The 22308-nt window shown below is 36.7% G+C and carries 16 protein-coding genes, 3 tRNA genes and 1 other annotated feature; of the genes, 5 read left to right on the top strand and 14 right to left on the bottom strand.

The window, feature by feature from the left end; genetic code table 11:
* Positions 1–43 precede the first annotated feature (43 nt).
* From GPZ88_RS04405 to GPZ88_RS04360, 10 genes are all read right to left on the bottom strand, one after another.
* A complete protein-coding gene (locus GPZ88_RS04405; RefSeq protein ID WP_052071083.1) occupies positions 44–598 on the bottom strand; it encodes a helix-turn-helix domain-containing protein in 555 nt (184 codons plus the stop codon).
* Between the two features lie 98 nt (positions 599–696).
* Complete coding sequence (gene mfd / locus GPZ88_RS04400) at positions 697–4194, bottom strand: transcription-repair coupling factor (RefSeq protein ID WP_166043579.1); 3498 nt, start codon at positions 4192–4194, stop codon at positions 697–699.
* A gap of 4 nt (positions 4195–4198) precedes the next feature.
* Entirely contained in the window at positions 4199–4768 is a 570-nt protein-coding gene (gene pth / locus GPZ88_RS04395) for an aminoacyl-tRNA hydrolase (RefSeq protein ID WP_039696075.1), read from the bottom strand.
* A 76-nt stretch (positions 4769–4844) separates the two neighbouring features.
* Positions 4845–5960: a redox-regulated ATPase YchF gene (gene ychF / locus GPZ88_RS04390; RefSeq protein WP_039696076.1), complete on the bottom strand. Its 1116-nt coding sequence runs from the start codon at positions 5958–5960 to the stop codon at positions 4845–4847.
* A gap of 99 nt (positions 5961–6059) precedes the next feature.
* Positions 6060–6251: a DUF951 domain-containing protein gene (locus tag GPZ88_RS04385; RefSeq protein WP_039696077.1), complete on the bottom strand. Its 192-nt coding sequence runs from the start codon at positions 6249–6251 to the stop codon at positions 6060–6062.
* Positions 6252–6261: 10 nt separating this feature from the next.
* Positions 6262–7146, bottom strand: coding sequence for a diacylglycerol/lipid kinase family protein (locus GPZ88_RS04380; RefSeq protein WP_166043577.1), 885 nt, complete (start codon positions 7144–7146; stop codon positions 6262–6264).
* 130 nt (positions 7147–7276) lie between these two features.
* A complete protein-coding gene (gene dnaN / locus GPZ88_RS04375; RefSeq protein ID WP_158914655.1) occupies positions 7277–8413 on the bottom strand; it encodes a DNA polymerase III subunit beta in 1137 nt (378 codons plus the stop codon).
* 158 nt (positions 8414–8571) lie between these two features.
* A complete protein-coding gene (gene dnaA / locus GPZ88_RS04370; protein ID WP_039696081.1) occupies positions 8572–9927 on the bottom strand; it encodes a chromosomal replication initiator protein DnaA in 1356 nt (451 codons plus the stop codon).
* Positions 9928–10130: 203 nt separating this feature from the next.
* On the bottom strand, positions 10131–10913 hold the full coding sequence (locus GPZ88_RS04365; protein WP_158914653.1) for a ParB/RepB/Spo0J family partition protein: 783 nt from the start codon (positions 10911–10913) through the stop codon (positions 10131–10133).
* 66 nt (positions 10914–10979) lie between these two features.
* Positions 10980–12236, bottom strand: coding sequence for a S1C family serine protease (locus tag GPZ88_RS04360; RefSeq protein WP_158914651.1), 1257 nt, complete (start codon positions 12234–12236; stop codon positions 10980–10982).
* A gap of 215 nt (positions 12237–12451) precedes the next feature.
* Here GPZ88_RS04360 and rlmH point away from each other — a divergent pair, with 215 nt between their 5' ends.
* A complete protein-coding gene (gene rlmH, locus GPZ88_RS04355; protein WP_039696083.1) occupies positions 12452–12931 on the top strand; it encodes a 23S rRNA (pseudouridine(1915)-N(3))-methyltransferase RlmH in 480 nt (159 codons plus the stop codon).
* A gap of 95 nt (positions 12932–13026) precedes the next feature.
* Here rlmH and GPZ88_RS04350 read toward each other — a convergent pair.
* A tRNA-Arg gene (locus tag GPZ88_RS04350) sits at positions 13027–13100 on the bottom strand.
* A gap of 331 nt (positions 13101–13431) precedes the next feature.
* On the opposite strand from GPZ88_RS04350, the gene GPZ88_RS04345 reads away from it, so the two are divergent.
* Together GPZ88_RS04345 and GPZ88_RS04340 are read left to right on the top strand one after the other, a co-directional pair.
* A tRNA-Glu gene (locus tag GPZ88_RS04345) sits at positions 13432–13503 on the top strand.
* 31 nt (positions 13504–13534) lie between these two features.
* Positions 13535–13608 (top strand) — tRNA-Asn (locus GPZ88_RS04340).
* Positions 13609–13748: 140 nt separating this feature from the next.
* On the opposite strand, the gene GPZ88_RS04335 is transcribed toward GPZ88_RS04340, so the two are convergent.
* The 3 genes from GPZ88_RS04335 to GPZ88_RS04325 all read right to left on the bottom strand — a co-directional run bounded on the left by GPZ88_RS04335 (position 13749) and on the right by GPZ88_RS04325 (position 19008).
* Entirely contained in the window at positions 13749–16325 is a 2577-nt protein-coding gene (locus tag GPZ88_RS04335) for a YfhO family protein (protein ID WP_166043575.1), read from the bottom strand.
* A 94-nt stretch (positions 16326–16419) separates the two neighbouring features.
* Complete coding sequence (locus GPZ88_RS04330) at positions 16420–18042, bottom strand: ATP-binding cassette domain-containing protein (RefSeq protein WP_004233679.1); 1623 nt, start codon at positions 18040–18042, stop codon at positions 16420–16422.
* A 93-nt stretch (positions 18043–18135) separates the two neighbouring features.
* A complete protein-coding gene (locus GPZ88_RS04325) occupies positions 18136–19008 on the bottom strand; it encodes a YitT family protein (protein ID WP_158914647.1) in 873 nt (290 codons plus the stop codon).
* Positions 19009–19218: 210 nt separating this feature from the next.
* Positions 19219–19425: a binding site (T-box leader), on the top strand.
* 56 nt (positions 19426–19481) lie between these two features.
* Here GPZ88_RS04325 and trpS point away from each other — a divergent pair.
* Together trpS and guaB are read left to right on the top strand one after the other, a co-directional pair.
* Entirely contained in the window at positions 19482–20504 is a 1023-nt protein-coding gene (gene trpS, locus GPZ88_RS04320) for a tryptophan--tRNA ligase (protein WP_158914645.1), read from the top strand.
* Between the two features lie 225 nt (positions 20505–20729).
* Positions 20730–22211, top strand: a complete 1482-nt coding sequence (gene guaB, locus GPZ88_RS04315; RefSeq protein WP_133017769.1) for an IMP dehydrogenase — start codon at positions 20730–20732, stop codon at positions 22209–22211.
* Positions 22212–22308 lie beyond the last annotated feature (97 nt).

Raw genomic sequence — 22308 nt, 5'->3', positions numbered from 1 at the left:
GCTTGCGCTCTCTTAGTTCTACTAAAGTTAGATAGACGGTGTTTTAATAAAAAACTAGGGTAGAAACGACAACTCCAACAAAGAAAATAAGCCAAGTGACAGTTAACAAACTAAAGACAAACCACACCTCTCTAAAAAAGTTTATCTTAACCTTTTTCTCTGGATTAAAAAAATTGAGAATGTCTGTATAAGTCTGAAGTTCGCGACTTTTTACAATATATAATATTTGAAAAAGAGAATAAGCAACTGGCATTACTAATAAAGTCAAAATGGCAACTACTTGCCCTTTATCAAATAAATAACGTGTTCCAAACACAACTGAAAAAATAAACCAAGAAATTCCTCCAAGGATAAGCCATTTCTTAAATTGCGACTGGTCCACCTGATGTTTCATAATATCAACATCTCCTTTAATTAGATGATCTAAGGAAACATCAAAATAATTAGCCATCAACAAAAGTGAATTGATATCTGGGTAAGTCTTGCCTCTCTCCCAATTAGAAATTGTTTGACGTGAAACATAAAGTTTTTCTGCTAGCTCTTCTTGAGAGACATTTTTTTCTTTTCTCAATTCAGCTAATCTGCGTTCAAGTTCCATTTTGGCCTCCTTGACAATACCAGTCTAAACTTTACCAAAAAGTTTACCATAAAATCTCTTTGCTAAACTAGCTTTCTACTGTCAAAAGGCTTTGACATTTAGTCTTCTTTAGCTTTTCTGGCTTTAATCTCAGCTAGCATGCTACCAAATTTTTGGAGTTCTTCTAAAATTTCATAGTCCTTTTTACCTCTAACATTAAAGGTAATTTCAATTCTACCTTGGTTTTCACCGATTCGGGCTTTCAAGTCTGTCTTAGAAAGAGCCTCAAAATAATCTTGAGTCAAATAATGTTGTAGCGAAGCTTTTTCAAAACGCACCAAAAGATTATTATCTTTACGTTCAACAAGTTCTGTAAAGGCATTGTCCATGTAGGATTTCACAAGACCAATCTCAAGAAGGTAAGCGACCTGATCTGGGTATTCTCCAAAACGGTCAATCAACTCATCTTGTAAACTTTGGTAATCTTTAAGGCTCTCAATTTCACGGATACGTTTGTAAATCTCAATTTTTTGACGCTCGTCATCAATGTACTCACTTGGAAGATAAGCATCAATTTGTAGGTTAATCTCAGCATTACTCTTACGACGTGCCTGAGATTTACCTTGTTTCTTAGCAATCGCTTCTTCTAATAATTGAGAATACATCTCAAAACCGACAGAATCAATAAAACCGCTCTGTGAAGCACCTAAGATATTTCCTGCACCACGAATAGATAAGTCACGCATGGCAATTTTGAACCCAGAACCAAGCTCTGTAAATCCTTTGATGGCATCTAAGCGTTTTTCAGAGACTTCGGTCAAAATCTTATCTGGGCGATACATGAGATAAGCATAGGCAATACGATTAGAACGACCAACACGACCACGAAGTTGATACAAGGTTGACAAGCCCATGTGGTCAGCATTTTCAATGAACAAGGTATTGACGTTAGAAATATCAACACCTGTCTCAATAATCGTTGTGGCAACGAGAACATCGTAAACACCTTCAATAAAGTCCATCAAGGTGTTTTCAAGCTGAATTTCACTCATTTGACCATGAACAAATCCAATACTTGCTTCAGGCACCAATTCTTGTAACTCAGAAACCTTTTGATCAATCGTGTCAACGCGATTGTAAACGTAGAAAACTTGACCACCACGATCAATTTCACGAATAATGGCTTCGCGAATCAATCCAGGATTAGTTTCCAAGACATAAGTCTGAACAGGGTAACGATTTGTCGGTGGTGTTTCAATCACAGATAAATCACGGATACCAAGCATAGACATGTGAAGTGTACGAGGAATTGGAGTTGCTGTTAAGGTTAAAACATCAACTTTAGTCTTAAGCTCTTTTAATTTTTCTTTGTGTTTAACGCCAAAACGTTGCTCTTCATCGATAATAATCAAGCCCAAATCTGCAAACTCTACATCTTTTGATAACAATCGGTGAGTTCCGATAATAATATCAACTTGACCTTTTTTCAATTTTTCCAAAGTGGCTGTCTGCTCTTTTTTACTTTGGAAACGACTAAGTACATCAACCGCTACAGGATAATTCTCAAAACGCTCTGAGAAATTTGTAAAGTGTTGCTGAGCAAGCACAGTAGTCGGCACCAGAACGGCTACTTGTTTGTGGTCTTTAACAGCCTTAAAGGCGGCACGCATGGCAACCTCTGTTTTACCAAAACCAACATCACCAACCAAAAGTCGGTCCATTGGTTTTTCTTCTTCCATATCGTGTTTGATTTCTTTAATGGAACGAAGTTGGTCTTCTGTCTCTACGTAAGCAAAGTCGTCATCAAACTCTTTTTGTAAATCATCATCTGGTGAGAAGGCAAAACCTTTCAATTGACTGCGTTCCGCATATAGTTTCAACAAATCATCAGCAATATCTTCAACTTGTTTAGAAACTTTTTGTTTCGTTTTTTGGAAACGTCCATCGTTTAACTTATTGATTTTCGGCTCTTTACCATCAGCAGAAACATATTTTGATAGACTTTCAATTTGTTCTACAGGAAGAGAGATCGTTGAAGAACCTTGGTATTGAATCGTTAAATAGTCACGATGCACCCCATGAATTTCAATAGTTTCAATCCCTAAAAATTGACCAATTCCGTGAACATGGTGAACCACATAATCACCCTTAGAAAGCTCATTGTAATCTTTCAAACGTTCTGCATTGCTGATATTTGAACGACGAATACGACGTTTGACTTTTTTATGATAAATTTCGTGCTCAGTGATTAAAACAATTTTATCGTCAGCAAAGTAAAAACCATTTGATAAATTGCCGACTACTAATTGCGCTTGATGTTCTTGTAAATCATTTGCATCAACTATCGGCAAATCCAAACCATATTCTTGCAGGTTCTCTTGCAGACGTTCTAAACCGTGCGGGGTATCTGATTGAACTAAAATAGTAGCTTTTGATTTTTGATAACGATTAATCTCATCAATCAAAAGTGGAAATTGATTAAAGAATTCTTGCATCGGGTATTGGGTGAAATTGTGTAATTTATCAAATTTCAGATTTCCCAATCCTTTATGGAAGTTTGAAAAGAAGGTTGCTGGTTGGTATTGACGTAATTCCTTATAAATATCAGCAAAGTAAACCAAACTTGACACAGCTTTACCACGTTGTAAATCTTCTGTCAATAGATTAGCAACCTCTAAATCAAACTTAGCATTGCGGTCAACCAGCTTTTGAAAATCATCAAAGAAGACTGGTGTCCCTTTTGGAATATAATCGAGAAGTGTCCACTCTTTAGCATAAAAGAGAGACAAAAAACGTCTAATATCTTGATGTCTATACTGCTCTTGTGTGGCTGCGTAAAGTTCACTCAAATAAGCTTGTTGGTCATCCTTTGCAGTTTCAAGATACCTCTCAAAAGCTTGACTAGCTCTAGCAAAGTCCTCTTCTGATAAAATCAACTCATCTGCTGGATAAATCGTTACTTGTTCAACATTACTAAGAGATTTTTGAGTCTGTGCATCAAATTGACGAATACCATCAACTTCATCACCAAAGAATTCCAAGCGGTACGGATAATCTGCTGTAATCTCATAGATATCGACAATATCACCACGTCGGCTAAACTCGCCAGGATTCAAAACCTGAGAAACTTTTTGGTAACCAACGTTTGACAAGACCTTTACAACCTTGTCAAGGTTGTAATCCTCTCCGACAAGAAAATTCAATTGACTTTCTGAGTAAGTTTTAGGATTTGGCAACAAAACACGAGTACCAACTAGACTCGTAATCAAGATACCTGATTGTTTTTTATCTTGTAAAAAATTCAAAGCTTCTAAGCGAGAATGAGCTTTATCCATCGAAGCAAAAATGAATTCTGCAGCAGCAACATCATCCGCAAAAAACGTATAAACCTTATCCTCACCAATCAAACTAGATAAATCACTAGCCAATTTTTCAACTTCATTTTGAGTTGAGGTGATAATCACTATTTTTTCTTCATTAGCTTGATAAGCTGAAGCTATAGCAAGAGCTCTACTTGCTCCTGACAAGCCCATAATAAGCTGTCTACCAAGATTAGACACGCCTGCATGCCAACTTTGGATTAGCTTATTTTGGCTAAATAAATCGATAATATTCATAGATTTACCCATTAAATTTTTGCATTGTTTTTACAAAATCAGCTTCCTGTAAATAAAATTGAACAGCATCATTAACTTTTTCTAGTGTGTTAGTGACTGTGATGTAGTCATCCTTGTCAAATTTTCCAAGCACATGGTCAACAACTGAACGACCTTGTTTAGGACGTCCAATCCCAACTTTAATACGGTCAAACGCTTGTGTCCCTGTGTGTGCAATAATTGACTTGATACCATTATGACCACCAGCTGATCCTTTTTGACGAAGACGAATACGCCCGACTTCCATATCTAGGTCATCATAAATCACCATAAAATTTTCAATGGCAATATTATAATAAGTCAGCAAAGCATGTACCGCAATTCCTGAATTATTCATAAATGTAGTTGGTTTGACCAAGTACACTTTTTCACCATTGATAAAGGCAGAGCCAACTTCTGCTTTGAAGTTTTTGTCTTCCGAAAAAGTCACATTCAAATCTTTAGCTAGACGATCAATTGCCATAAATCCGATATTGTGGCGTGTTTCGTGATATTTACTGCCTGGATTTCCCAGACCAACGATCATTTTTACCATTATTTTTTCCTTTCAAATGTCAAAAGGGCTGGAAAAAATTTTTCCAACCTCATTTGATTTTCAATTATTAGTTAGCTTATACGTTAAAGCGGAATTCCATGATGTCACCATCTTGAACCACATATTCTTTCCCTTCTTCACGAAGACGACCTGCCTCTTTAACAGCTTTTTCTGAACCGTATTTGATTAAATCATCATAAGACATTGTAATCGCACGGATAAATCCACGTTCGAAGTCAGAGTGAATGATACCAGCTGCTTGAGGAGCTTTAATACCACGTTTGAATGTCCAAGCGCGAACTTCTTTTTCACCTGCAGTGAAGTAAGTTCCAAGACCTAGCAAGTGGTAAGCTGCACGAGTCAATTTGTCGACACCAGATTCAGTCAAACCAAGGTCTTCAAGGAAGAATGCTTTGTCTTCGTCATCAAGTTCAGAGATTTCTTCCTCTGCACGCGCTGAGATAACAACAACTTCAGCATTTTCAGTTGCTGCGAATTCACGAATTTGTTTTACGTATTCGATATCGTCTGGATTAGCAACTTTATCTTCATCGACGTTTGCTACGTAAAGAACTGGTTTTGTTGTCAAAAGGAACAATTGTTTAACAATTTTTTGTTCATCTTCTGTAAATTCAATTGTACGAGCTGATTTACCATCTTCAAGTACTGGTTTGATTTTTTGAAGAACGTTAAATTCTGCAACAGAATCTTTGTCTTTTTGTGTACGTGCTACTTTTTCGACACGCGCATAACGTTTGTTAACAGATTCCAAGTCAGCAAGAATCAATTCCAAGTTGATTGTATCGATGTCAGCAAGTGGGTCAACGAAGGCATCTTCACGCCCTTGTTCACGCATAACGTTCTCGTCATCAAAAGCACGAACAACGTGAACAATCGCATCAACTTCACGGATGTTAGCAAGGAATTTGTTACCAAGACCTTCACCACGAGAAGCCCCTTTTACGATACCTGCAATATCAGTAAATTCAAATGTTGTTGGAACTGTTTTTTTAGGTGTGATAAGTTCAGTTAATTTTTGTAGACGTTCATCAGGAACTTCTACCATACCAACATTAGGATCGATTGTCGCGAAAGGATAGTTAGCAGCTTCCGCACCTGCTTTAGTAATCGCATTAAAAAGAGTTGATTTTCCGACGTTTGGTAAACCAACAATACCTGCTGTTAAAGCCATATTTTATTAGTCTCCGTTAAATTTATTCAATCACAACTATTATAGCATAAAATCAAACAAAAAAGCCCGCTATATGCGCAGACTTAATGATTTTAAATATTATAATACTTTCTTCAACTTGCGTTCAAAATCATGACGGCTCATCATGACAATATGATCACAGTTTGTACAACGAATTTTAATATCTGCTCCAATACGAACGACTTCCCATTCGTTGGCTTTTTTGCCAGTTGCTTTAACGGTACACGCATGAGGTTTCTTCATCTCAACAAGACTTCCGATTTCGTACATGATTTCTCCTTTACAAATAAATATAACGTTTTTGCGGCATTAGTGTGACTTCATCAAGCGACACAATTTCACCATCAATCTCAATTAAACTTTTTTCAGGATTTTTAATGGTCACACTTTTATAAGGTTGATGCTGTAAATAAGGTGAGCGTTCATGCACCTTAAACACCAAACTTAATAAAACAAGCACACGTTCCCATAAAGTTTCACCTTTAGCATACACACAATCCAGCTGTTCCAAATAAGCTGTGGCATGTGGCCAAATCATAACACCACCACCAAAGTAAGTATTGTTTGCCAACGAAAAGAAAAATTGATTTCTAAGTTCAAGGACTTCTCCTGCTTCTGTCTCTAGACAAAGTGAAGCAAAAGCTGGTTTCTTAATCAAACATTGAATTGCTGTTAGGATGTAAGTTAATTTTCCTAAATGATATTTGTTCAGTTTAGCTTTTAGCTGAGACTGTTCAACATGATTAATAACCCAAGAAGCAAAACCCAAATCTAAACTGTTTAAGACTAGACCTTTTTGGTAAGTATAAACTGTAATTTCTTTTGGAGCTTGCTTAGTCGATTCAACAAGGTGTGTTAAATCTTTTTTCAATCCAAGGGCACGCGCAAAATCATTTCCTGACCCCATTGGATAATAAGCAAATGGAATATCTGCTGGCAGGTAATATAAAACTTTGGATAAGGTACCATCACCACCAAGAATCAATAATCTATCTTTCTCAGGTTGAAAGGTCTCTAAAACATCATTGACTTGATTTTCTTCGTCATCTGGATACCGCGTCAGAAAAACAGTCATCTCTTGATTCAACTCATTTTTCAACCTTGTAATAACTTCTTTGGCACTACGATTTCCTGAATGAGGATTAGCAATAATATAAAGTGTCATATCAAGAAATATTATAACATAAAAAGCAAGAGCACTGTATAGACAGTGCCCTTGCTGGAGATTATGAAAAAGAAAAGTTTTAGGATGATTATAGTATACGAATTCATCCTTAAAGTTTCCTTAAATAATTTTAGTTTGTACGAACCGGTGTGATTAATTGGATAAAGTTTTCAGCATCATCACCTGGCATCAACGTAAATGGACGAACTGGTGAGATAAAGCGAATAACAACTGTTTCACTCTTCAAGGCTTTAAGAGCTTCAATCAAATAAGTTGGATTAAAGCTAATAGTCAAATCGCTACCTGATTGATCAATGATATCCAATTCTTCGTTAACTTTACCAACTTCAGGAGAGTTAACGTGTGCTGAAACGCTGTTATTTGTAATTTCAAGTTTAACAGTACCATTTTGTGTGGCATTTGAAATCAAGTGAGCACGTTCCATAGCTGAACGAAGAGCACCTGTATTGAAGGTTACTTCTGTTTCAAATGAATTTGTCAACAAACGATCTGTATCAGGGTAATTTCCTTCTAAAAGACGTGTATAGAAGCTAATGTAGTCACTTCTGAAAAGCATTTGGCTGTCTGAGAAGAAGACTTCTACTGTTTCGATATCATCTGTGAAGACTGCTGAAAATTCACGAAGAGATTTACTTGGGATAACAACGTTAAAGTCGTTTGAAGTATTGTCTAAAGTTAATTTACGTTGGCTCATGCGGTGTGAGTCAGTTGCTACTGCTTTAAAATCTTTATGGTCGCTAAGCACCATGTGAACACCAGTCAAGATTGGACGACTTTCTTGAAGGCTAGCTGCAAAAGCAGTTTCTGTAATAATTGACTTCAATAGTTTTGTTTCAATAACAAGAGGATTTTCAGTAGCCATTTCTTGAAGACGTGGATAAAGGTCAACATCTTTACCTTTAAGAGTGATTTCTGATTTACCACTTGTCAAAACGATTTGATGATGTTCAATTTCTTCAAAATCTAAAGTAACATCTGGAAGACTTGAAACGATATTAATAAAGAAATTTGCTTCTAATAGTACAGCACCTGGTGAAGTAATCAAAAGACCTGCATTTTCATTAGAAGTTGGAATAGTATTTTCAATTGAAATTTGTCCATTTGAACCTGTTAAGGTAATGTTACTATTTTGAACTTCAATTTTGATAGTAGATAAAACAGGAATAGCATTCTTCGAAGAGATTGCTCTCTTGGTAGCATTCAATGCTTGAAGAAAGAAGGATTTATTAATTGAGAATTTTATCATGAAGATAACTCCTTTAATTTATAAGTATTAAGTTAGTAGTAGTAGTAGGTCTTGTTTATACTGTTGATAACTCTTAAAACGCCTGAAAAATCGCTGGAAAAGAGTTGTTAACAACCTGTGGATAAATTACGAATTTTTTTGCTACTTATCCACAAGACTTATCTAATCTTGTTTTTGATGGTTTCAATTTCGATTCGCAAACTATCGTCTTGAGCCAGCATATTTTTGATTTTGTTATAGGCATGAAGAACGGTAGAGTGATCACGACCACCAAATTCTTTTCCGATTTTTGGAAGTGAGTTATCGGTCATCTCACGTGCCAAATACATAGCTACCTGACGTGCTAGAACAATATCTTGCGTACGTTTTGTTGCCTTGATTTCCTTAACAGTGACACCGTAGAATTTCCCAACTTGACTTTGAATTTCATCAATTGGAATGACAGTCATTTTAGGGCCATCTTGTTTACGTGCTCGGATAGCCTCAGCAGCAATGTCGACGGTAATCGTTTGGACTTTTTTAATACTTGCGACAAGGCTAATATCCTTTAAAGCACCTTCTAGGTCACGGACGTTAGAATCAAATTGTCCAGCAAGATATTCAATGGTATCCTGCGGGAACACAAAATCGTATTCTTGCGTTTTATTGGTCAAAATTGCCACGCGTGTTTCAAAATCAGGCGGCGTGATATTGATTGTCAAGCCCCATTTGAAGCGCGTGACCAAACGTTGTTCCAGATTATCGAGGTGATCTGGCGTGCGGTCACTGGTTAGTACGATTTGTTTGTTGTTATCGTAAAGAGCGTTGAAAGTATTGAAAAACTCTTCTTGCGTACCAGATAGTGTTTTTTTGGCGAGCGATTGAATGTCATCAATCAGCAAAACATCAAGATTACGGAATTTTTCTTTCAATTCTTCCATAGTATCCAATCGAATATGGATAACAAATTCATTGATGAAATTTTCAGCTGTGATGTACTTCACGCGCGCTTTAGGATTATTTTGTAATACCGCATTACCAATGGCATTTAGCAAGTGAGTTTTTCCGAGTCCAGGTCCACCCCAGATAAATAAAGGGTTGTAAGTAGTCCCAGGAGCGTCCGCAACGGCATAAGACGCAGAAAAGGCCCAACGGTTTTCATCACCTTGGACAAAGTTGTCAAAAGTATACTTTGTATTTAAATCTGAATCAACCTGTGGCAGGTGACTCTTTTGTGGGGGTTGGAGAACTTGGGAAGTTGGTTCTTCTACTGCTTGTTTAGCTAAATCTTCTTCAAAGACATAGTTCACGACAATTTCAGCATTATAAACCTCAAAACCAGCCGTTAAAATGATTGGTTTTAAATTTTTATCCCAAAAGAGTTCTTTCATAGGATCCAGGTAAATCGTCGCCGTATTTTGCTCAATTTGAATTAATCGAGCATCTAAAACAAAAAATTCATAAGTGGCTTGTTTTAGTTGACTTTTTGCCAGTTCAAGGACCCTATTCCAAAAAATTTGTTCATTTTCAGTCATAGTCTATTCCTTTTTGTGGATAATTCATAAATTATTTTAACATAAAATCTCAAAGTTTTCCACAACTGTGAAAATAAAAAATCCACACTGTTTATAGGAGTTTTCCACAGGGTGTGGAAAACATAGAAAAAGGCCTAAAATCAGTGATTTTGGCCGCTTTTTCTTGTGGAAAACTATGAAATTGAAAATGAGAAATTCACAAGCTATTTTAGCCTGTTGATAATTCTGTTTAAGTCTTCTTCTGATTGAAAATGTAATTGTAAGTCTCCTTTAAAGCCACTTTTAGAAAGTGATAAGGTGACGGGGAGACCTAATAATTTTGATAATTCTTCTTCTTGATGACGGATAAAAATATCTTTTTTGCTTACTTTAGGAGATGTTTTTTTCTTTTTAGTAGATTTTACAGCTTGTTCGAGTTTGCGAACGCTCATATCTTCGCTCAGAATTTTTTGGTACCACTTCTCCTGCTCTTTTTCGTCCTTAAGTGTCAGTAGCACACGCGCGTGTCCTTGAGAAAGTTCACCTTTTTCGACGGCATGAGAAATAATCGTCGGTAAATTCAATAAGCGCAAGCAATTAGTGATATATGGTCGTGATTTTCCCATAAATTGTGCCAACTCTTCGTGAGTCATTTGGTTTTTATCGAGCAATTGCTGATAAGCCTTGGCTTCTTCAATAGGATTGAGGTCAGAGCGCTGCAAATTTTCAACAATAGCAAGCTGCATGCTTTCTTTATTAGTAATATCTTTTATAATTGCAGGAATTTCGCTTAAACCAGCCATTTTTGATGCTTTAAGACGTCTTTCGCCTGCAATGAGCTCGTAACCAAAAATATCTGATTTACGGACGATTATCGGCTGTATGAGGCCGTTTGCCTTTATTGAGCGAGAAAGTTCTTCTAATTCTTCTGGCTTAAATTTCAAGCGAGGTTGATAAGGATTTGGTGCAATATCGTCAATAGGTATGAGATTAAGTGTTTCAATCATAGTTTTTTCCCTTTAAAAAATGAAGCTGAGAAGCTCAGCCTCATTAGTTTTTAGTTTTAAGTTAAATTATTGATTTGATGATGAAGAGAGGTCTTGTGTTGTTTTCGTTAGTTTAATAGTTTCTGTTTTCTTATCAGTACCACGATAGAAGGTTACTTTAATAGAATCTCCAGTTGAATGACCGTAAAGGACACTTTGAAGATCTGTGATAGAAGAAACATCTTTATCATCGATAGCTGTGATGACATCGTATTTTTTAAGTGCTCCTTCAGCAGGCATACCTGATTGAACTGAAGCAACGACGATACCAGCTGTGACGCTAGTTGGAATATTTAGGCGACTGATTGTTGTTGTTGATAAATCGCTTAGGTTAGCCATTGTGATGCCAAGTGCTGGACGGATAACTTTTCCGTTTGCTTCTAATTGATTAATAATTTTAACCACATCATTAGCTGGAATAGCAAATCCCATACCTTCTACAGAATTACCTGATCCAGAATCTGAGGTAGAAGAAATTTTACTTGAATTAATACCGATCACTTGTCCTTCAATGTTAATCAAAGCACCACCAGAGTTACCTGGGTTAATAGCGGCATCAGTTTGGATAGCATTAGTTGAAATTGTTTCGCCATCGTCGTTAGTCATTGTAACTGTACGGCTTAGACTTGAGACAATTCCTTGGGTTACTGAGTTAGCGTAATCAGTACCTAGAGGGCTACCAATAGCAATGGCTGTTTCACCAACAGTAATTTTATCTGAATCAGCAAATTCAGCTACCGTTGTGACTTTATCAGAAGCAATTTTGACAACGGCGATATCTGAGTATGTATCGGCACCGACTAATTCACCGACTACTTTTGTACCGTCAGAAAGCATGATTTCGATTTGGCTAGCACCATCGACAACGTGGTTATTAGTAACGACGTAAGCAGAATTGCCGTCTTTTTTGTAAATAACCCCTGAACCTTCACTAGCGATGCTTAAATCACTATCTGATCCATTATTATTAGTGTTATTGTCTAAATTGCCTCCAAACATTTGCATATACAAATCATTTGAAGAGCTATTTGATTGATAATTGATGACTGATACGACTGCTTCTCCCACTTTTTCGACAGCTTTCGTCGTATCATTAGTATTTGAGTAACTTACTTTACTTGTTGTAGTTTTTGCACTTGAACCACTAACATTATTGATTGAGATGCCAGCCATATTCAAAATGAGTAAGGTCCCAGCAACTCCTCCAATGAATCCCACTAAAATAACTGAGAGTGGTTTAAGGATTTTTTTGTAATTGACTTTTCGAAATTTTATTTTTTTCACGTCTCTTCCTCCCTTTTTTTATTCACAGATAGCATATAAAAAACGACTTAATTATACCTTAAAAGATAAAAAAAATAAAGTAATCCACAGGTTGTGGAAAACTTTTGAAATTTGTTCAAAAATCCTTAAAATATAGCGATGTTGAGCCTAATTACAGATTGTTAACATGTGGATAATGTGTGAAAAGCTTGTGAATATGTGGTAAAATAGAAAGCATGAAAGTAAAAATTATTGCTGTTGGAAAATTAAAAGAAAAATACCTAAAAGATGGTATTGCAGAATACGGAAAACGCATGAGTCGCTTTGCCAAATTTGAAATTGTTGAGTTGCCCGATGAAAAAACACCAGATAATGCGAGTGAGGCGCAAAATCACCAAATCATGGAAAAAGAGGGTGACCGTATTTTAGCTAAAATCTCTGAGCGAGATTATGTCATTGTTTTAGCTATTGAAGGTAAACAATTCCCATCAGAAGAATTTAGTAAGATTATCGCTGATGCCACTTTGAGAGGTTATTCAGACATTGTATTTGTCATTGGAGGTAGCCTAGGTTTAGCTGACAAGGTAAAAAAACGTGCAAATTTAAAAATGAGTTTTGGTTTACTAACTTTACCTCATCAGTTAATGCGCTTAGTTTTAGCTGAGCAAATTTATCGAGCTTTCATGATACAACAAGGAAGTCCTTATCATAAGTAAAAAGCTGTTCAATATTTGAACAGCTTTTTCTAGTTTCATGTGAAACACTACTAGTGGAGAAAATAAAAAAAGCCGGCTAAAGCCGGCTTTAGATTTGATCCCAGCAGGATTCGAACCTGCGACCGTTCGCTTAGAAGGCGAATGCTCTATCCAGCTGAGCTATGAGACCATATCAACTTAATCATTCTATCAAAATAACAGCTTTTCTGTCAACTAAAAATCGTACTTTACGTTGGCCTGCCTGGTTTTTGAAAAGTAAAGAATAAGTAAAAGAAAAAATTACTTTTTTACTAGTAAACAATTTTCTTCTTTACCGAAAGTTCACCTGTAAATGCTTGATATTAAAGGCTTTTTAGCACGTTAAAATTGTTTGAATTTTTTGGCGATAATTTAGTGCAAAAAAACTCCAAAAAAAGTAAAAAAAATTGAAAAAAACTATAGACAAAGAAAAAATATCTGGTATAATAATAAGAGTGTTGAGGGGAAATCCTAAAACTTCTGGTCCGTTGGTCAAGGGGTTAAGACACCGCCTTTTCACGGCGGTAACACGGGTTCGAATCCCGTACGGACTATAAAACTACTGCCTAGCAGTTTTTTTGTTTATCCGGCATAGCTCAGTTGGTAGTAGCGCATGACTGTTAATCATGATGTCGTAGGTTCGAGTCCTACTGCCGGAGTGATAAGACACCTTCCTAAGTTTTACTTAGGATTTTTTATTGCCTAAAAAGAGCTAGAACAATTGTTCTAGCTCTTTTGGTGTTTATTTATTGTTTTCTAGATAATCAAGTGAACAAAAAAAGTATCCCTTGGATACTTTTTATTTTTTTCGTTTTCTAGCGATATTGTAACAGATAAATAGGAGGAGCCCAACTGATGATAACCTCGCTCCTTCTTTAAAACCTGTAGGCAGATAAGTCAGAATGACTTTGCCTTTTCCAGATTTTACATCAACTTTCATAAAGCCGTCTTGAGCTTTTGATAAAGTGATTTTTTTGCCGTTTTGAGTGGCTGTCCAACCTTTATCGTATGGGATAGTAAATAGGAGTGACGAAGCTTTGTCAGCTTTGTAGGTAGCCGTTACAGTGTTTTTATTGGTAGTAACTTTAACCTTTTGATGATTAATGATTTCCATAGCTTTTTGATAGCTTGTCGTATCTAGGGCATAAAAGTTCGGTTGGTTAAATGATACTTGGTTATTTTCAGGAAATGAAAGAGTAACATGCAAAGTTTGACTGTCTTCAAAATATCCAAGATCAAAGAAAGTGTAGGCATTATCAGTTGTATATTCTGCCGTTTTACCGTTGACAGTAATTTGGACCTTCTGGCTATTTTCATTAGAGAAGGTGATATTTGGAACGCTGATATAAAGCTGGGTGTTTGGAGCGACAGTAAGGTTATAATCAGCATGCGAATTTAATTGTCCGTCGTTACTAGTGGTTACACGACCATTTAGAAGATTAGCTCCTCCTGATAATTGGGAAGCCACACGCGTGAAGTATTTTTCAGATAAGCCAGTGAGATTGTTCATCCAGTTAGTTTGGTTGTCAAGCGTGTTGACACTGAAGTCAACATCTTTGTAAAGACCATTGGTTAGAATTGCTAATTGGCTAGCGTATTGATTTTCATATAGTGATGTATTACCAGAGTTATCAAGGTAACGGAATCCAAATTTGTTGACATCAGTTTCTGAAAGATTGTATTTGACAGCAAATAAACTATCCATTAGTAAGGTATTATTTTGATAACGAAGGTTTAGATTTGTTCCAGTTGACTTAAAGCCAAGTCGATCAAGCGTGCTGCTGGATGTCGTGTTTCGAATAGATGAGAACTGAGAAATACCATGATAATTGTATTTCATGCTGTCATTACCTGTTTGAGGAAGGAGCTCCTCGGTACGATAAAATGTCGTGTTTAGGCTTTGACTTTTTTGAATGAGTTTTTCAGTATCTGTCAAATTAAGCTCATAACTTTGACGAGAAGGAAAGACCCATTCGTTATTTAGGGCTGTAATTTGATAATAGGTGTTAAGTGAGGTTTCAAATACTGTAAAGAGAACTGTAAAGCTAATAAATAAATTAAAAGTCAAGTACTGTTTAGCGCAGCTAATTAATATAATGGCGTAGGCTGCCAAGAAAGAAAAGGTGATAATGATTTGTGGTGCTTCTAAAAATTGATAATGATTTTTGAACAGTACCGTAGCTAAAAAGCCAAGTCCTAGTGGAACAATACCAACAAGGTAATGCTTAACAGTTAATTCTTTGAGACGTGATAACGTTTCTGCTGCCAGAAGAATCACCATTAGTGAAAATGCCCAAGAATAACGGTGAAGGAACATATTAGGTGAGTGCATTCCCTGCCACATTAAATCTAATGGTTCAAGGTAAAAACTAGCAATAATGAGTAGTAAAACAATACCGTAAGCTAAACGTGTTTGCCATTTGATTGACTTGATGGTAAAGAAGATAATAGCTAAGATTAAAGGGAAAATACCTACATAAATCATAGGAATTGAGCCAAATTTTGTTGTGTCATAAGCACCAACAAAGTTTTTGGCAAACAAGTCTAGAATCCACGAATTCTCTGTAAACCATTCTGTAAAGGTAGAAAATTTTTCGCCGTGCGTTGACAGGTCTAAGTAAGTAGGTAATAGCATCACGCAACTAGATAATCCAGCTAAGGTTGACACTGCTGTAAAGTCTAGCAATTGACGTCCAATTACTTTCAAGCGGCTTTCTTTACTGATTTGAACAAGAAAATAAAGCACAAGGAAAATAGCAACCATATACCCAAAGTAGTAATTTTGAATAAAGAGAATGGTTAACGTCAGGTAGTATAAGATGAATTTTTTCTGATTTAGTAATCGATTAAGTCCTAGAATAATGAGCGGCAAAAGGATGAAAACATCCAGCCACATATTAATCTCAATCTGGCTAATAGCAAAGCTCATCAGCGCATATGAGCTTGAGAGGATAACGGTAAATGGTTTTAATACCTTTGGATAAAGTTGGCGTAGGCTATAAAAGCTAGTTAATCCCATGCAAGCAATTTTTAGCAGGGTAAAGAGATAAATAGCATCGGGCATGCTCTTAAGGCTGAAAAAGTAGACAAAAGGTGAGAAGAAACTACCAAGATAATAGCTGATTAAAGCATAAAAATTTAATCCCAGCCCACTGGTAAAAGTATAAAAAAGGCTATCTGAACCATGTAAAATATTTCGTAAATTTTCAGCGAAAATAACGTATTGGTGAAAGCCATCACTAGCTAAAATAGTTGTCTCACCATTAAAGGAAATATTTTCAGCCAAAAGGGCTAGAAATAAAATCACGAAAGGCAAGAAGAATGCTGTTAGGTAGTAAATGGTGTTATTTGTTAGTTTAAAAGATTTTAGTTTCATAATGTTAGTAAGACAGGTTGAGATAAAAATCCCAACCTGTTTCTTTTCTATAATGTAAAATATGGTAATGTCGGTTTAGATTACGACAAGATGATTAGTCTTTCCAAAGTTCTTTAACTTTTGCTTGAACTTCTTCATTTTCAAGGAATTCATCATAAGTTTCATCGATACGGTCAATCACACCATTTTTAGAAATGACAACGATGTGGTTAGCAAGTGTTTGGATGAACTCGTGGTCGTGACTCGCAAAGATGATAGATTCTTTGAAGTCTTTCAAGCCATCATTCAAGCTTGAGATTGATTCCAAGTCTAAGTGGTTAGTCGGGTCATCAAGGACAAGAACGTTTGATTTGAGAAGCATCAATTTAGAAAGCATCACGCGCACTTTTTCTCCCCCTGAAAGAACGCTAACTGATTTGTTAACTTCATCTCCAGAGAAGAGCATGCGACCTAGGAATCCACGAAGGAATGTGTTATCGTCTTCTTCTTTAGAAGCAAATTGACGAAGCCATTCAAGGATTGATTCCCCTGAAGCAAAATCACGTGAGTTATCTTTTGGAAGGTAAGAGCGACTAGTTGTGACACCCCATTTGATAGTTCCTTCGTATTCGATATCATCCATCAATGCACGAATAAGAGCTGTTGTTTGGATATCATTTTGTCCGATGAAGGCTGTTTTATCGCCTGGACGTAGGATAAAGCTGATATTATCAAGAACAGTCTCACCATCGATTTTAACAGATAAGTTTTCGACTGTTAGAAGGTCTTTACCAAGTTCACGCTCAGCTTTGAAGTTAATGAATGGGTATTTACGACTTGATGGAACAATTTCTTCAAGTTCGATTTTATCAAGCATTTTCTTACGAGAAGTGGCTTGTTTTGATTTAGAAGCGTTGGCAGAGAAGCGAGCAACGAATTCTTGCAATTCTTTGATTTTTTCTTCTGCTTTAGCGTTGCGGTCAGCTTGCAAGCGAGCAGCAAGTTCAGATGATTGTTTCCAGAAATCATAGTTACCGACGTAAAGTTTGATTTTACCAAAATCAAGGTCAGCCATGTGTGTACATACTTTGTTCAAGAAGTGACGGTCATGGGATACGACGATGACTGTATTTTCAAAGTCAATCAAGAAATCTTCTAACCAAGTGATGGATTGGATATCAAGACCGTTGGTTGGTTCGTCAAGAAGAAGAACATCTGGTTTACCAAAAAGAGCTTTGGCAAGGAGAACTTTCACCTTGTCACCATTAGCAAGTTCGCTCATGTTTTGGTAGTGAAGGTCTTCTGGAATATTAAGGTTTTGGAGCAATTGTGAAGCTTCACTCTCAGCTTCCCAACCGCCAAGCTCAGCGAATTCACTTTCTAATTCTGCTGCGCGGACACCATCTTCATCTGAAAAGTCAGGTTTCATGTAGATAGCGTCTTTTTCTTTCATGATATTATAAAGGCGTTCATTCCCCATGATAACAACATCAATCGCACGTTCTTCTTCGTAGTCAAAGTGATTTTGACGAAGAACAGATAGACGTTCGTCTGGACCAAGGGAAACATGACCTGTTGTTGGTTCAATATCTCCTGCCAAGATTTTTAAAAATGTAGATTTTCCTGCACCGTTGGCACCGATTAAACCATAGGTATTTCCAGCTGTAAAGTTGATGTTAACCTCATCAAACAGTTTTCTATCGCTGAAACGTAGTGATACATCAGAAACTGTAAGCAATTTTTCACCTCATATTATTTATCTATAAGCTCATTGTACATGAAAAAGCCCCAATTTTCAATTAGAGAAGTGGGGCTTTGAGTTACGTTTGGGTTACATTGGTAAAATGGCGTCTTTTTCGTTGAGCTTGTAGTATTTTTTAAGGCTGAAACCACGTCCCATAACTTGTGTAGCTGGCATCACAACGATAAAGGCAGCTTCATCGATTTTTTGAATATTTTTTTCTAAACGTGGAACTTCTTGGCGAGAAACAGTTGTCATCAACATGGTTTGATGGTCGCCAGAAAAACCACCAGTAACAGGAATTTCAGTGACACCACGGTCAGCTTCTGTGGAGATATAGTTTTTAATCAAGTCATTTTTAGGTGAGATAATCATCAAATTGCGAGATGAGGTAACACCAGTTTGGATACTATTAACTACATACCCAATGACGAGTAAGGCAATAATTGAATACATTACTGTATCAGGATCAAAAGCAATAAATCCCATAGCGACACTACATCCATCGACAATAGTCATGGCTACTGCTAAAGGAAGCGGTGTGTATTTGTGGAGAATTTGAGTGATGATACCTGTACCACCGGTTGAAGAATTTCCCCAGAAAACAATCCCTAAACCAGAACCACAGATAATAGCTCCGAAAATCGCAGCTAGTAGTGGATTATGAGTCAGGTTTGGCAGATTTTCAGTCACTTTGACGAAAATAGAATAAATCCATGCCCCATAAATGGTTTTAAGGAAGGTTTCTTTTCCTAAGAAAAGTAAACAAGCTAACAATAATGGAACGTTAGTAATCATAACAAAATTACCAGGATTCCAGCCAAACAAAGCTTTTAAACTAACCGCTAATCCGACAACGCCACCAGACGCAATATGATTTTCAAGGAAAAAGCAATTGAAACCAACGGCAGCAATAAAGGCTCCTATAGTTACGAGTCCAAAATCAATCAGTCTTTTTTTCATAATTTAATCCTCTTTAGTTATAACAAAAACAAACGATTATATTATGGCAAAGAAGCAGCTTAACGTCAAGATTTTTGAGTAAAAGGAGTGCTTCCAAAACACAGCTTCTAATCTTTTTAATTTGATTAAAACACAAAATGTATAATTATACCTCGGATATAAAAGCGCCTAAAATACTGTATAAACTTGACAAAGACCTTATAATTTCATAAAATGAAGAAGATTCAGAAGAGTAATGTAAACGCGTACTTTTAGAGAGCTGATGGTGCTGTGAATCAGTAGTAAGCTTACATGAATGGACTGATGGTAAAAAAGAATAATCTTTACATGAACCGTGTAAATTTTTATATAGTGGTAAGAGATGGTAGGCTAGTTCTATCAATTGAGGTGGTACCGCGTATTGACAACGCCCTCACGTAGTTTAACTACGTGGGGCTATTTTTTACTTTTGAAATTAATTTTGAGGTGATAATATGGCAAAACCAATTATTTTAACAGGTGACCGTCCAACAGGTAAATTGCACCTAGGACACTATGTTGGAAGTCTAAAAAATCGTGTTCTTCTACAAAATGAAGATAAGTATGATATGTTTGTCTTTTTGGCAGACCAACAAGCTTTGACAGACCACGCTAAAGAGTCTGAAATTATCAGAGAATCAGTTGGAAACGTTGCTTTGGACTACTTGTCAGTAGGACTTGATCCAGCTAAATCAACGATTTTCATTCAAAGTCAAATTCCTGAATTGGCTGAATTGACAATGTACTACATGAACCTTGTTTCATTGTCACGTCTAGAGCGTAATCCTACTGTTAAAACAGAAATTGCTCAAAAAGGATTTGGTAGCTCAATTCCAACAGGATTTTTGGTTTACCCAATTTCACAAGCTGCAGATATTACTGCTTTTAAAGCTAACTATGTGCCAGTCGGAAATGACCAAAAACCAATGATTGAACAAACACGCGAAATTGTACGTAGTTTCAATCACACTTACAAAACAGATGTTTTGGTTGAGCCAGAAGGTATTTTCCCTAAAAATGAAGCAGCTGGTCGCTTGCCAGGTTTAGATGGTAACGCTAAAATGTCTAAATCTCTTGGTAATGGTATCTACCTATCAGATGATGCTGATACTGTTCGTAAAAAAGTAATGAGCATGTATACAGACCCTAATCACATCCGTGTTGAAGATCCAGGACAAATTGAAGGAAATATGGTCTTCCATTACCTTGACATCTTTGGACGCGAAGAAGACCAAGCAGATATCGCAGCTATGAAAGAACACTACCAACGTGGTGGTCTTGGTGATGTGAAAACAAAACGTTACCTTCTTGAAATTCTTGAACGTGAGTTAGCACCAATTCGTGAACGCCGTTTGGAATACGCTAAAGATATGGGCGAAGTTTTCAATATGCTTGAAAAAGGTAGTCAAGCTGCGCGTGAAGTTGCCGGACAAACACTTGCTGAAGTTAAAGCAGCTATGGGAATCAACTATTTCTAAAATAAACAGAACTCTGAGGCGATGCCTTGGAGTTTTTTTGGTAGATAACAACATTTGTTTTAAATGAGAATTGCAAAAATAATCAGTCTAATATAGGAAAGAATTTTTGGAAAAAAATTGAATTTAATTTGTTGACAAATGAATTTAGCGTGTTATTATAGTAACAATAAAAAATTAGCTAGGGTTAAAAATCCCCTACAAATATATAGAAAAGAGGGTTATTTAATGTCAAATTGGGACACTAAATTTTTGAAAAAAGGTTACACTTTTGATGACGTACTACTCATTCCTGCTGAAAGTCATGTTCTTCCAAATGAAGTTAACATGCAAACAAAACTTGCAAAAAATTTGACATTGAACATTCCTATCGTGACAGCTGCTATGGATACTGTTACTGACAGTAAAATGGCAATTGCTATTGCACGTGCGGGTGGTCTTGGTGTTGTTCACAAAAATATGTCAATTCAAGAACAAGCAGAAGAAATCCGTAAAGTAAAACGTTCAGAAAATGGTGTTATTATTGATCCTTTCTTCTTAACACCTAAACATTCTGTCTCTGAAGCAGAAGAGTTGATGCAACGTTACCGCATTAGTGGTGTTCCGATTGTTGAAACCCTTGAAAATCGTAAATTGGTAGGGATTATCACAAACCGTGATATGCGTTTCATCTCAGATTACCATGCTCCAATTTCTGCACACATGACAAGTGAAAAATTGGTAACAGCTCCTGTTGGAACTGATTTGGAAACTGCAGAACGCATTCTTCACGAACACCGTATTGAAAAATTGCCTTTGGTTGATGAAGCTGGACGTTTGTCAGGTCTTATCACTATCAAAGATATTGAAAAAGTTATTGAATTCCCTAATGCCGCTAAAGATGAATTCGGTCGTCTTTTGGTTGCAGGTGCTGTCGGTGTTACTTCAGATACATTCGAGCGTGCTGAAGCCCTCTTTGAAGCAGGTGCAGATGCTATTGTTATTGATACTGCTCACGGTCACTCAGCTGGTGTTCTTCGTAAAATCGCTGAAATCCGTCAACACTTCCCAGAACGTACATTGATTGCTGGTAACGTAGCAACTGCAGAAGGTGCACGTGCCCTTTACGAAGCTGGTGTTGACGTTGTTAAAGTCGGAATCGGTCCTGGTTCAATCTGTACAACTCGTGTTGTTGCAGGTGTTGGTGTTCCTCAAATTACTGCTATTTATGACGCAGCGGCTGTTGCGCGTGAATATGGTAAAACAATCATCGCCGATGGTGGTATCAAATACTCAGGTGATATCGTTAAAGCCTTGGCAGCAGGTGGTAATGCTGTAATGCTTGGTTCTATGTTCGCTGGTACAGATGAAGCACCAGGTGAAACTGAAATCTACCAAGGTCGTAAATTTAAAACTTACCGTGGTATGGGATCAATTGCAGCTATGAAGAAAGGTTCAAGCGACCGTTACTTCCAAGGTTCTGTTAACGAAGCTAACAAACTTGTTCCAGAAGGAATTGAAGGTCGTGTAGCTTATAAAGGTGCTGTAGCCGATATCGTCTTCCAAATTCTTGGTGGTATTCGAGCTGGTATGGGTTATGTTGGTGCTGAAGATATCTCAGCTCTTCATGAAAAAGCTCAATTTGTTGAAATGTCAGGAGCTGGTTTGATTGAAAGTCACCCACACGATGTTCAAATTACAAATGAAGCACCAAACTACTCAGTACACTAAGATAAACTGAGATTAATAATTAAATCTCTGATAAGTTTGCAAACTTATCAGAGATTTTTTTGTGTAGGCCTTTACAAAATAGTAGGCTTTATGATAG

Origin of the sequence: Streptococcus ruminicola, assembly GCF_011387195.1 — a bacterium.
Classification (GTDB): domain Bacteria; phylum Bacillota; class Bacilli; order Lactobacillales; family Streptococcaceae; genus Streptococcus; species Streptococcus ruminicola.
The sequence above is the reverse complement of the archived record's forward strand: the minus strand, read 5'-3'. Positions and strand labels throughout refer to the sequence as shown.

Bases quoted from the DNA above. Each gene is read 5' to 3' on its own strand.
- GPZ88_RS04405 (WP_052071083.1), bottom strand. From the start codon at position 598: ATGGAACTTGAACGCAGATTAGCTGAATTGAGAAAAGAAAAAAATGTC.
- mfd (WP_166043579.1), bottom strand. From the start codon at position 4,194: ATGAATATTATCGATTTATTTAGCCAAAATAAGCTAATCCAAAGTTGG.
- pth (WP_039696075.1), bottom strand. From the start codon at position 4,768: ATGGTAAAAATGATCGTTGGTCTGGGAAATCCAGGCAGTAAATATCAC.
- ychF (WP_039696076.1), bottom strand. From the start codon at position 5,960: ATGGCTTTAACAGCAGGTATTGTTGGTTTACCAAACGTCGGAAAATCA.
- GPZ88_RS04385 (WP_039696077.1), bottom strand. From the start codon at position 6,251: ATGTACGAAATCGGAAGTCTTGTTGAGATGAAGAAACCTCATGCGTGT.
- GPZ88_RS04380 (WP_166043577.1), bottom strand. From the start codon at position 7,146: ATGACACTTTATATTATTGCTAATCCTCATTCAGGAAATCGTAGTGCC.
- dnaN (WP_158914655.1), bottom strand. From the start codon at position 8,413: ATGATAAAATTCTCAATTAATAAATCCTTCTTTCTTCAAGCATTGAAT.
- dnaA (WP_039696081.1), bottom strand. From the start codon at position 9,927: ATGACTGAAAATGAACAAATTTTTTGGAATAGGGTCCTTGAACTGGCA.
- GPZ88_RS04365 (WP_158914653.1), bottom strand. From the start codon at position 10,913: ATGATTGAAACACTTAATCTCATACCTATTGACGATATTGCACCAAAT.
- rlmH (WP_039696083.1), top strand. From the start codon at position 12,452: ATGAAAGTAAAAATTATTGCTGTTGGAAAATTAAAAGAAAAATACCTA.
- GPZ88_RS04335 (WP_166043575.1), bottom strand. From the start codon at position 16,325: ATGAAACTAAAATCTTTTAAACTAACAAATAACACCATTTACTACCTA.
- GPZ88_RS04325 (WP_158914647.1), bottom strand. From the start codon at position 19,008: ATGAAAAAAAGACTGATTGATTTTGGACTCGTAACTATAGGAGCCTTT.
- trpS (WP_158914645.1), top strand. From the start codon at position 19,482: ATGGCAAAACCAATTATTTTAACAGGTGACCGTCCAACAGGTAAATTG.
- guaB (WP_133017769.1), top strand. From the start codon at position 20,730: ATGTCAAATTGGGACACTAAATTTTTGAAAAAAGGTTACACTTTTGAT.